Genomic DNA, 11722 nt, shown 5'->3' with positions numbered 1-11722 from the left:
TTCGGTCGGTCGGCGTGAAACCGGCGGCACGATCGCTGACGGCCGTTCGGTACGGTGTCACCGGCTCTGCCGGCACCCGACTACGAGAAGTCGGGGATGGTCAGCCGCGGGAGATCAGCAGCAGGAGGAGGAGGTGCTGAGCGAGCCACTCCCGACGTCGTTGAGCGTGTCCTCGGTGAGGATCTCCTCGCCGTCCTCGGTGTAGGAGATGATGATGATGACCGAGGCGCCCATGTCGGGCAGCGCGACGGCGTCGTTGGCGTCCAGGACGGCCAGCTCGTTGACGTCGAACGCGGCGAAGTCCACAGCAGTGCTCATGGGGTTCCTTTCGGATCGACCGGCGGGCTGCCGGTGGCTGGGCATGAGCTAACTGCCTGCCGGGAGACCCCGGCAAGGAATTCGAACGGCAGCAAAATGCCGCCGCCGAGATTTCTTTTCGTGGACGCGAATGCCGGCTGGGCCACCCCGTCGCCAAGTCCGGACAATCCGGCGGATCCATGCCGCCGCCTTTGGCACGTTGCTGTCAGACGACATCTCCGACCCGTCCGGGAGCTGGACTCCGCAACGCGGAATTGGCAAGAGTGGCGCAATGCCCGGCCGCTGCCGGTGCGGCGACGCCGACGGACCGCCCAAGGCTTGGCCGTTGTCCGTCAATCTCATCCCGCGGCGTCCTGTTTCAGTTCAGGACCGGAGGAACTCTGTGATCAGCGCGCAAGGCCTCAGCTACTCGTACCGGACCCGCTTCGGCACGGTCGAAGCCGTCCGGAACGGGACCGTGGACGCCGTCCGGGGCATCGACCTGGAGGTGGCCGAGGGCGAGATGGTGGGCTTCCTCGGCCCCAACGGCGCCGGCAAGACCACCACGGTACGTATGCTCACCACCCTCCAGACGCCCACCGGCGGCACCGCCTCGGTGGCCGGCCACGACGTGGTCCGCGAGCGGGCCGCGGTGCGGCGGGCGATCGGTTACGTCGGCCAGTCCTCCGGCGGTTCCGAGCACCTGGTCGCTGACGAGCTGCGCACCCAGGCTCGGCTGCAGGGGATGACGCCCCATCAGTCGGCAGCTCGTACCGCCGAGTTGATCGACCAGTTCGAGCTCGACGGCTTCAGCGGACGGCCGGTCGCCAAGCTCTCCGGCGGCCAGCGCCGCCGGGTGGACGTCGCGCTCGGGCTGGTGCACCGCCCCGCCGTACTCTTCCTGGACGAGCCGAGCGCCGGCCTGGATCCGCAGAGCCGGGCCAACCTCTGGGACCACCTGCGCAGACTTCGCACCGAGCACGGCACCACGGTCTTCCTCACCACGCACTACCTGGAAGAGGCCGACCTGCTCTGCGACCGGATCATCGTGATCGACGGCGGCCAGGTGATCGCCTCCGACACCGCCGAGGCGCTGAAGGGCCGGATCGGTGGCGACGTGGTCACCCTGGAGACCAGCCGGATCAGCGACGCCGCGACCGTGGTCGCCCGGCTGGTCCCCGGCTGCGACCTGGACACCACGCCGGACGGCGTGCAGTTCCACGTGGCGCACGCCCAGCGACTGCTCCCCGAGCTGCTGCGGGCCCTCGACCTCGCCGACGTCGCCCTGGAGTCGGTCTCCGTCAAGCGCCCCACCCTGGACGACGTCTTCCTGCGCCTGACCGGCCGTTCCCTGCGCGAGGAGGGCCGCCCGGTCCTGCCCGTGCCCTCCGACGGAGACCAGATCCTGTCGGCCACCGAGACGCCGAACACCGAGGTGACCACGTGACCACCGCCGCGACCAGCTGGATCATCTTCCAGCGCTCGATGCGCTACACCCTCCGCAAGCCCGCCTGGGTGATCTTCGGCCTGATGCAGCCGCTGCTCTACCTGGCCCTGTTCGGCCCACTGCTGAGCCGGATCGGCCAGGCGCCGGGCTTCGAGGGGGGCAACACCTGGCGGGTCTTCGTCCCCGGGCTTCTCGTCCAACAGGGCGTCTTCTCCGCCGTGTTCGTCGGCTTCGGCATCATCTCGGAGGTCCGGTCCGGCGCGCTGGACCGGATGAGGATCTCCTCGGCCGGCGAACTCGGCCTGCTGCTGGGCCGGATGCTCCGGGACGCCGTGGTACTCACCCTCCAGGCCGGGCTGCTCACCCTGGGCGCGCTGGTCGCCGGACTGCGGGCGCCGGTCGGCGGGGTGCTGGCCGCGTTCGCCCTGGTCACCGTGGTCGGCCTGGCGATGTCGGGCCTCGCGTACGGGCTCGCGCTGCTGGTGAAGAACGAAGAGGCGTACGGCCAGCTGCTCAACACCCTGATGCTGCCCACCATGCTGCTCTCCGGGGTACTGCTGCCGCTAGCGCTGGCACCCGGCTGGCTCGCCGGACTGGCCGAAGCCAACCCGATCTCGCACATCGTGACAGCCGAACGTGCCCTGTTCGCAGGCGAGTTCAGCGGTAGCGACACCCTGGTCGGAGTGGCCGTCGCGGCCGGCCTGGCGGCACTTGCCACCTGGTTCGCCGCCCGCGCGATCCGCAGCGGCTCATGACCGTGCCCACCGCGGCGGCCCCACCCGCCGTCGCCGAGGTGCACCGGCACCGGCTGGCCAACGGTCTGCGGCTGGTGGTGATCCCGGACCCGGGCAGTCCGGCCGTCGGCCTGGCCGTCGCCTACGGGGTCGGCTATCGCTCCGAGTCCCGGTCCGGCTTCGCCCACCTCTTCGAGCACCTGATGTTCCAGGGCAGCGCCAACCTCACGGCCCAGGAGCACGCCCGGCACATCCAGGCCAACGGCGGCGTCTTCAACGGCACCACCCACCGCGACCACACCAGCTACTTCCAGGCGATGCCGGCCGAGGCCCTGGAGCTCGGCCTCTTCCTGGAGGCCGACCGGATGCGGGCACCCCGGATCACCCCGGAGGCGATCACCACCCAGGCCTCGGTGATCGCCGAGGAGATCCGCCGCACGGTCACCAACCGGCCGTACGGCGGCTTCCCCACCTTCCAGCTGCCGCGGGTGCTCTTCGACTCCTTCGCCAACACCCATGACGGGTACGGCGATCACGCGTCGCTCGGCGCGGCGACGGTCGAGGAGTGCGTGGACTTCTTCGACCACCACTACGCCCCGGCGAACGCCGTACTCGCCATCTGCGGCGGCATCGATCCCGACGAGGTGGTCAAGCTGGCCGAGCGGCACTTCGGGACGATCCCGCCCCGTGCGGCCGCTGCGCCGCCCGAGCTCGCCGAACCGCCGCTCGCCGGGCCTCGCACGGTCGAACGCACCGACCGCCTCGCTCCCCTCCCCGCGATCGCCGTCGGCCGACGGATGCCGCCGCCGGACTCGCCCGACCACCTGGCGACCGTGGTCGCCGCCGCCGTCCTCGGCGACGGCGAGTCGAGCCGGCTGCGCCGCTCGCTGATCCGCGAACGCCGGCTGGCCACCCAGGTGATGGCGATGGCCGGCCTCTCCGGCCCCTTCGACTCCCGGGACCCGGACGCCTTCCTGGTGAACGCCGTCTGCCCGCCCGGCATCTCCGCCCGGCACACTGCGGAGGCCATCGACGAGGTACTCGCCGAACTGGCCGCCGAAGGCCCCGCCGAGGACGAACTCCTGCGCGCGGTGCGGAGGTTGCAGACCGCCTGGTACTCCGACACCGACCCGGTCGGGGTCCGCGCCCGACGACTGGCCGGCTACGAACTGCTGCACGGCGACGGAGAACTGGTCCTCGACGCACCGCGGCGCTTCGCCACCGTCACCACCGAGGACGTGCGGCGGGTGACGGCCGACCTGGCCGGACGCCACCCGGCCGTGCTCCGGCTGGTACCCGAGCGGAAGGCCGACCGATGAACCCCGGCAGCACCGGGGCCATGCTGCCCCCGCTCGCCCCACCGCGGCCCGCGCCACCGCTGGAGGTGGTGGACACCGTCCTGCCCACCGGCCTGCGCGTGGTGGCGGCCCGCCGGGCCACCGCCCCGGTGGTCCAACTCCGCCTGGGCGTGCCCTTCGGCGGCTCCACCGCCCGGCACACGGCCGCCGCCGAGCTGCTCGCCTGCACCCTGCTGACCGGCGGCGCGGGGGGCGGCCGGACCGCCGTCGACGACGAACTCGCCGCCGTGGGCGGCAGTCTGAAAGCCGTGGTCGGGCCCGAGGAACTCCGGATCACCGGTCAGGTACTGGCCGAGGGCCTGCCCCGGCTGCTGGCCGTGCTCGCGGACTGCCTCACCGGCGCCGGGTACGAGCCGGCCACGCTGGAGGCCGAGCGCGAGCGGCTGCTGCACCGGATCCGGCTCACCGAGTCGATGCCGGCCCGGACCGCGCGAGCGGCGCTGCTCCGCCGCTGCTTCGGCGATCACCCGGCGACCCGGGAGACGCCCACCACGGACCGGGTCGCAGCCGTCGACCGGGACGAGGTGGCCGAGCTGCACCGGACCCGGCTGGTACCGCGCGGCTCGGCGCTGATCCTGGTCGGAGACGTCCATCCCACCCGGGTCGTCGAGGAGTCGGCGATCACGCTGGGCGGCTGGTCGGCCCGGCTCCGGGCGGTGGGGATGGCCCCGCTGCCCGCCCCGGCCCACCGGGGGGAGCCGGCCCAGGCCGTCCCGGTCGCCGGGTCCCGGCAGTGCGAGGCCCGGCTGGCCGCGCCCTCCCTGGTCCGGACGGATCCGGGCTACCCCGCGCTGGTGCTCGCGGACCAGGTCTTCGGCGGCTACTTCTCGTCGCGCCTGGTCCAACGGCTGCGCGAACGGGAGGGCCGGATCTACACCGGGCAGTCCGTGATCGAGCAGCGGACCGGTTCGGCGCTCGGCACCGTCCAGTTCGCCAGCGCGCCGCGGCACGCGACCGCGGCCGTCGACGGCACCCTGGCAGAACTGGCCGCGATCTCCGGCGACCGACCGCCGACCGCCGAGGAGATCGCCGCCGCCCGGGGTTACGCACTCGGAATCCAGGCGCTCGTCCGCTCCACCCAGAAGGGTCTGGCCGACAGCCTGTACGGGCCGGTCCTGGCCGGGCTGCCCGCCGACTGGGCCGACCGGATCGCGGACCGGCTGCGCGCCGTCCCCGACGACGAGGTCCGCGCGGCCGCCGTCGCCCACCTGCGCCCCGAGGCGTACACCGCGGTGCTGCTCGGCCCGCCCGCCCAGGCCGACACCGACTGACGCCCAGTTAGGAGCAACACCATGCGCTTCGGCGTCTCCTTCCTCCCCGACTCCTCACCGGAGACCAAGTCTCCGGCCGACTACTACCGGGAGGTCTTCGACCTCTGCCGACTGGCGGACGAGTCCGGGATGGACTACGTCAAGATGACCGAGCACTACCTGCACGCCTACGGTGGCTACTGCCCGAGCCCGCTGACCTTCCTGGCCGCGGTGGCCGCGCAGACCCGGCAGATCCGGCTGATCACCGGCTGCACCCTGCCGGTCTTCCACCACCCGGTGAAACTCGCCTCCTACATCGCCATGGTCGACGCGATCAGCGACGGGCGCCTGGAGGTCGGCTTCGCCCGTGCCTACATGCCGCACGAGTTCCAGACCTTCCAGGTGCCGATGGACGGCAGCCGGCAGCGTTTCGAAGCGACGATCAACGCGGTGCACCGGCTGCTGACCGAGGAGCAGGTCACCGAGGACACCCCGTACTTCTCGTTCCAGAACGCCACCGTGCTTCCCCGGCCGACCCAGAACCCGCGGCCGCCGTTCTGGGTCGCCGCGGTGCAGACCCCGGAGAGCTTCGACCGGATCGGCCGGTTCGGCCACGGTCTGCTGATCACCCCGACCGGCCGCGAGTTCGACACCTCGCTCACCGCCCGCTACCGCGAGGCGTTCGCCGCGCACCACCCGGACGGCACCCCGAGCGTCATGGCCAGCCTGCCGCTGCTGGTCGCCGAGACCGACCAGAAGGCCCGCGAGCTGGCCGACCCGCACCTGAACGAGTACCTGAAGGTCTGGGCCTCCGCCCTGGACACCTGGGACGAGACCGTCTCCACCGACTACCTGCAGTACACCGGTCTGGGCAACGTGGTCCGTACGCTGACCGCGAAGGACCTGCGGGCCACCGGGACGGCGTTCGTCGGCTCGCCCGAGCACGTCGCCGACCAGATCGGCCGCTTCCAGGAGCGGGTCTCCATGGACGGGATCCTCTGGCAGGCGGACTTCGGCGGCTTCGGCGGGACCGACGCCATGCGCTCGGTGGAACTCTTCGCGGACAAGGTCCGTCCCCAACTCGCCACCGAGAGCGCCGCACCTGCCGGAGCCACCGTATGACCGCCCCGGCCGCCGGCGGCCCGGCGGACACCCCGGTCCTCCTGCTCGGCCGCGTCCCCGGCCGCCGCCTCACCTCGCCCGGTCTGCGAGCCGCCCTGACCGCGCTGGCCACCGCCCTGGACCGGGCGGCGGCCGAACGCGAGGTGGCGACCGCCCACGGCGAGGCGCTACGGCAGGAGCGCGCCGCGCTGCGCTCGGCGCTGCTCGGGGACGGTTTCCGATCGACGCTCGCCGCCGGACGGCCCGGCGGCCCGGTGAGCGGCTACCTCGCCGCCGACCCGCCGGAGCAGCCGCCTGCCGCGCAGGACGCCACGGCTTCGGAGCCCGCCGTCCTGGAGCAGTTCTCCCGGGCGATGGTCCGGCTCGGGCCGCCGACGGCGCACACCGCGGTCGCCCTGGGCCGCTGGGACGAGCACGGCGCCTCGCTGGACCGACCCGGCCTCGACCCGGCCCGCGGCCGCTCCGTCCTCGCGCTGGACCGGCCGCAGCTGGTGATGGCGGTCGACGCCCTGCTGGCCGGCCCGGATCCGGCGGCCGGGTCGCTCCCGCCGCTGCTGCGCGCCAACTGGACCCTGCGGCACCGGCACTCCCAGGTCCAGTTCTACCGCCGCGACGGCGAACAGCTCCGGCTGGTCGGCACCGCGATGACCGGGAAGGTCCGGGCCCTGCTCGGCCTGGTCGAGCTCGGTCCGCTGCCCGCCGAGGTGCTGGTCCGGGAGCTGGCCGCCGGGCTCGCGCTGGGACCGGAGGCCGCAGCCGCCCTCGCGGCCGAGGCGGTCGAGCTCCAACTCCTGGTCGGCGCAGCAGGGTTCGACGGTCAGGACGAACACCCTGCGGCAGCCGCCGCCAAGCTCCTGACCGACCGTCACCCCGGAGCGGCCAAGCTGCTTGTCGATGTCCAGGAGCGACTGGACGCCGCCGCAGGTCACCAGCGGCCACCGGCCGACGCCCTGGCCGGGCTGGCCGAGGACCAGCAGGCTCTCAACGCCCTGCTCTCGCACCCGATCGGACTACGGGTCACCGAGGAGTACGTGCTGCCGCCGGTCGGGATCGCCGCGTCGCCGCACCGGGAGGCCCTGGACGACCTGGCCCGGGTGCTGGAGTTCGCCGCCCTGTCCGACCGGGTGCACGACGCCCGGGCGCTGCTGGTCGCGGCCTTCACCGAGCGGTTCGGCCCCGGCGCCCGGGTCAGGCTGGCCGACTGCGCCGCCGACCTGGTCGCCGTGGTCGCCCGCCGGGCCCGGTTGCTGACCCCCGTAACCAGCACGGACTTCGGCCCCACCGACGGCTCCCTCACCGAACTGCTGCGGCTGCGCGCCGACGCCCGGGCGCTGCTCGGCGAGCGGATCGCGACCGGGCCCACCGAGGTCAGGATCGACCCGGCGGAGCTGGCCGCTCTCGCCGACGGACTTCCCGAGCGCTTCCGTCGTCCCCACGCCTCGTACGGAGTGCTGGTGCGGCCGATCGGTGACCGGCTCGCGGTCCGGGGGTACCTCCCCGGCGGCGGGAGTTCCGCACTGCGCTACCTCGGCACCGATCGCACGTTCGGCGGCGAGGCCCACACCAGGATCGCCGAACGGCTGAAACGCGCCGCGGGCCCCGCCGTCCCGCTGGAGGACCGGGGCCTGCACGGCCTCGACGTCAACCACCGCCCACCGCTCCTCCCCGACCGGATCGACCCGGTCGGCTGGCTCGGCCTCACCCTGGCCCACGACCGCGGCACCGACACCCTGGAGCTGCTCGACCCGGACGGCGCGCCGGTCGCCGTGCACTCCCCGGCCCTGGCCAAGCCCGGCCGGCTCGCGCCGCCGATGCGGATCGCCCTCTGGCTGCACGGCACCGGCCGCCTCCGGCTCGACCCGCTCGGTGAGGCCGCCGCCGATCCGCACCGCACCACCGGCACGGTCTCGTTGCCCAGGCTGACGGCGGGCCGGGTGGTCCTCCAGGGCCGCCGCTGGTACCCGGGGGAGGACCTGCCCACCGCCACCGCCACCGGGCCCGGACTGCTCTGCGCGCTCGCCGACTGGCGGGCCGCCCACGACGTCCCGGAGGAACTGCTGCTGGTCGAACCCCGCCCGGCCGACACCGACCTCGACGGCCTCCTGCCGACGGCGCCCGACCGCACCCGCTACGTCGACCTCGGCAGCGCGCTGCTGGCCGAGACCGTCCGCGAACTCCCCGGGGGCGGCTGCCTGGAGGAGGTTCCCGTCGGCGTGCAGGACGGCGCGTACGCCCTGGAATGGGTCCTCGAGTACGACCGCGCGCCCGGCGGGCGCTTCCACGACGGGGCCAGGCCGTGAGGGTGAAACTGCGCCCCGGCGCGCACTTCGTACCGATGGCGCGCGGCCTCTACTGCGCGCGGGGCGACCACACGTTCGTGCTGGCCTCCCCGCCACGCCTCCAGCGGCTCCTCGACGACCGGCTCGGCGAACTCACCGACGGCGCCGACGCGGCGGACCTGCTCGGCTCGGTCGTCGAGCCGACCGAGCGGGTCGCCCTGCGCCAGGTCCTGGCGGCGCTGCTCGACCAGGGCGTGCTGTTCGACCTCGACCGGGCAGGCGGGCCCGTTCCCGACCTCGCGACCGCCGAACGGTACGGGGACGCCCTGGCGCATTACGAGGAGCACTGCGCCGAGCCGTACGCCGCCTTCGCCGTCCTGCGCGCGGCCGAGGTGGCCGTCCTGGGCGAAGGTCCCGCTGCCAGGAGCGCCACCCGTGGGCTGCTGAACCTGGGCGTCGGCACGGTCACCGACCGGCCGGGCCCCCGCACCGCGGCAGCCGTCCTCGCCGTCGCCGCACCCGTGGAGCTGTCCGAGCTCGCCGCCCTCCTCCCGGCCGACACCCCGTACATCCCGGTCCCGGCCGGGGACGGCCACCAGATCGTCGGCCCCGTGCTGCGCGGCGTGCCGCAGGCCCGCGCCTTCCGGGCCGCAGCCGAACGCGCCGCCGCCTGGTCCCGCAGCCACCCCGCCGGACGCGCCCCCACGCTGCACGCCGCCACCCTCGCGGGCTCGCTCGCCGCCCGCGGCATCCTCGACCACCTCGGCGCGACCGCCCTCGACACCCCTGACCTCCACCTCATCCACGGCCGCACCCTCCGGACCACCCTCCACCCGTTCACCGTCCGCCCGGCCGGACCCCGTTGGTCACCCGTCACCCACCAGGCACCGGCGGAAGCCGACGACACGCTCCCCCCGGCGGACAGCACTGCGGACGAGCCGCTCACCACACGGTGGTCCGGGCTCGGACAGTGGCGGGACGACCTCGACCTGCCCCAACTGCCCTTCCGCTTGGCTGCGTTGGAAGCGATCGTGCTGCCGGGACAGCCGGTGCTGCTCGGCTGGGGGACGGAGCCCGAGGACGCCCGGCGGGACGCGCTGCTCCGGCTGCTCCGGGCGACGGCCGAGGACGTGAGGCCGGATCCCGCCCACCCGGGCACGGCCGCCGCCGGTACGACGTCCCGGCGTTGGCTGCTCGACGGTCTGCTCCGGGTCCTGTCCGCGGAGGAGACCGACGACGGTCCGCCGCTGCCGGGGTCCGAACTGGCCACGCCGCTGGCCCGATCACTCGTCCGGGCCCTCACCCACTACTTCGACCGCCCCGCCGGGCTCAGCCGCCGCACCCTTCCGGGCACCGACTGGACCCTGGTCACCGTCACCCACGCGGACACCGGTGAACGCCTCGCCCGCCAGTGGGGACCTTCCGCCCAGGCCGCCGCGCAGGCTGCACTGGCCCGTGCCCTGGCCGGACTCCAGCAGGACAGGGCCGCGTTCGCGGCCGCCACCGTCGGCACCCGGGCCCTGGAGTGGGCCGGCCCGACGGAGCTCACCGCCCTCGATGCCGCGCTCCGCTCCCCGGAGGTGCTGCGCGGCCGCGCGGTCCACGCCCGCAGGCTCACCACCGACCCGGTGCTCGGCCCCGTGCCGCTTCCCTGCGGCCTGATCTGGCTGGCCGACCCACCCACCGCCCACACCCGAGCCCCGGAGGAATCGTGACCGGCACGGCCGACGTGCTCCGCTTCGCGCTGCGTCAGGGGCCGCTGCGCGGTCTGCTGCACGATCCGATCAACGTGGACGAGCGGGTGCCGACCACCGCCTGCCTGCCGCCGCGGTCGGCCCGTGCCGACCGGGGCCGTCCGTTGCCCCTCGGTGCGCACGACCTGCTGGCCGCCACCCCGTACCCGGCCGGCCGGGTAGGTGCCGCCGAGGAGGGCGGCGGCCAACGGGTGGGTGCCGTGCTGGCAGCGGCCTTCGGGCCGCTGCGCCGGGAGCCGTCGAATCCCGCCAACGACCACCGCGTGACGGCCTCCGTCCGCAGCAAATTTCCGGTGCACGTCTTCACGGTGCCGGCCGAGGGCCCGGCCGGATATCTCGACCCGTACCGGCACGCCGTGGTCGACCTCGACCCGGCCGACGCCCCGGCTCCGCGTCCCGCCCGGAACGACCTGAACATCGTGCTGGCCGGCCGCCACACCGATCTGCCGACGCCCTACGGTGTGCTGCGCTGCGCCCTGGCGGACCTGGAGGTCGGTATCAACCTGCGCAGCCTGCTGGCGACGGCCGAGCTGTTCGGCCTGCGGGCCTCGGTCCGGGTGTCGGGACCCGAGGTGGTCCGGGCCGCCCGGCTGGTGGCCGCGACCGGTCCGGGGAGCTGGTCGGCACCGGTGGTGGTCACGCTGCACGAGGTGGGCGAACTGCCGTCGGCCGGACCGCTGGAGCCGGTCGGCGGCGGGGCACTCGACGCCGAGCTGGACGCCCTGCTCGAGGTGGAGACCGGCCATCCCAGCCTCGCCGAGACCGCCGCCGCCGTGGCCCCTCGGCTGACCGGCCCCGCGACCCCTTCCGGCGCCGGTCGCGCGCTCCCGGAGCTGCCCCGGCCCGGATCGCGGAAGGCGGACCAGGACTGGGCCCGGGTGTGGTGGAACCGGTCGGCGGGCCGGGTGCCACGACCGCTGAGCGGGTTCTCCGCCCGGCCGGTCACTCGCGGCGAGGACTGCCTGCGGGACCTGCTGGCCTGGGCGGCGGCCCCGGCGCCCGTCGCGCTGCGCGAGGTGGCTGCCCGGGTCAGGCTCACCGTGGTACCCCAGCGGCTGGCCGGTCTGCCCACCGGCCGGTACGGGTTCACCGACGGCGGGCTGCGGCCGGCGGAGGCCGACCCGGAGCTGCCGCGCCGGATGGAGGCGCTCTTCGGCTACCCGCTCACGCCGGCCAACGACTGCGGCGTCCGGCACGCCACCGCACTGTGGATCTTCTCGGCCGATCTGCGGACGCTGGTCGAGGATCTCGGGCCGGCCGCCTGGGGTCTGCTCCAGGTCTGGTGCGGCTGGGTCTCGCACGGGCTGACCCTGGGCGCGGCGGCGCACGGCCTGTTCGCCCGTCCGGCGCGGTCCTTCGACGAACACCGGCTCGCCGACCTGCTGCGCCTGCCCGAGGCGGAGTCCCCGGTGTTCCTGACGGTCTGTGGCGCGACCCGGTACGCCGAGCCCATGCTCGACCTGCGCCCGTGATCCGCCGTG

At 74.4% G+C, this 11722-nt stretch carries 9 protein-coding genes; 8 read left to right on the top strand and 1 reads right to left on the bottom strand.

The features are described from left to right. Nucleotides 1-114 precede the first annotated feature (114 nt). Nucleotides 115-318 carry a hypothetical protein gene (locus N4G66_RS23705; RefSeq protein WP_261706185.1) on the bottom strand — a complete coding sequence of 68 codons (204 nt, stop codon included), beginning with the start codon at nt 316-318 and terminating at the stop codon, nt 115-117. A 382-nt stretch (nt 319-700) separates the two neighbouring features. On the opposite strand from N4G66_RS23705, the gene N4G66_RS23700 reads away from it, so the two are divergent. From N4G66_RS23700 to N4G66_RS23665, 8 genes are read left to right on the top strand one after another with little or no spacing between them, the layout of a single operon-like run. Then, a complete protein-coding gene (locus N4G66_RS23700; protein ID WP_261706184.1) occupies nt 701-1744 on the top strand; it encodes an ATP-binding cassette domain-containing protein in 1044 nt (347 codons plus the stop codon). Continuing rightward, nucleotides 1741-2499, top strand: a complete 759-nt coding sequence (locus N4G66_RS23695) for an ABC transporter permease (protein WP_261706183.1) — start codon at nt 1741-1743, stop codon at nt 2497-2499. Before N4G66_RS23700 ends, N4G66_RS23695 begins: the two co-directional genes overlap by 4 nt. Continuing rightward, complete coding sequence (locus N4G66_RS23690; protein WP_261706182.1) at nt 2496-3797, top strand: M16 family metallopeptidase; 1302 nt, start codon at nt 2496-2498, stop codon at nt 3795-3797. The genes N4G66_RS23695 and N4G66_RS23690 overlap by 4 nt, the downstream gene beginning before the upstream one ends. Further along, on the top strand, nt 3794-5107 hold the full coding sequence (locus N4G66_RS23685) for a M16 family metallopeptidase (RefSeq protein WP_261706181.1): 1314 nt from the start codon (nt 3794-3796) through the stop codon (nt 5105-5107). Before N4G66_RS23690 ends, N4G66_RS23685 begins: the two co-directional genes overlap by 4 nt. 21 nt (nt 5108-5128) lie before the next feature. Then, entirely contained in the window at nt 5129-6208 is a 1080-nt protein-coding gene (locus N4G66_RS23680) for an LLM class flavin-dependent oxidoreductase (RefSeq protein WP_261706180.1), read from the top strand. Continuing rightward, nucleotides 6205-8508, top strand: a complete 2304-nt coding sequence (locus N4G66_RS23675; protein ID WP_261706179.1) for a lantibiotic dehydratase family protein — start codon at nt 6205-6207, stop codon at nt 8506-8508. The genes N4G66_RS23680 and N4G66_RS23675 overlap by 4 nt, the downstream gene beginning before the upstream one ends. Beyond that, nucleotides 8505-10202: a hypothetical protein gene (locus N4G66_RS23670; protein WP_261706178.1), complete on the top strand. Its 1698-nt coding sequence runs from the start codon at nt 8505-8507 to the stop codon at nt 10200-10202. The genes N4G66_RS23675 and N4G66_RS23670 overlap by 4 nt, the downstream gene beginning before the upstream one ends. Beyond that, complete coding sequence (locus N4G66_RS23665; protein ID WP_261706177.1) at nt 10199-11713, top strand: hypothetical protein; 1515 nt, start codon at nt 10199-10201, stop codon at nt 11711-11713. Before N4G66_RS23670 ends, N4G66_RS23665 begins: the two co-directional genes overlap by 4 nt. Nucleotides 11714-11722: the final 9 nt, after the last annotated feature.

It is taken from the genome of Streptomyces rhizosphaerihabitans, assembly GCF_025399795.1.
GTDB classification, from domain to species: domain Bacteria; phylum Actinomycetota; class Actinomycetes; order Streptomycetales; family Streptomycetaceae; genus Streptomyces; species Streptomyces rhizosphaerihabitans.
Note: the sequence above shows the minus strand (reverse complement) of the source record. Positions and strands in the feature narration are given on the sequence as shown.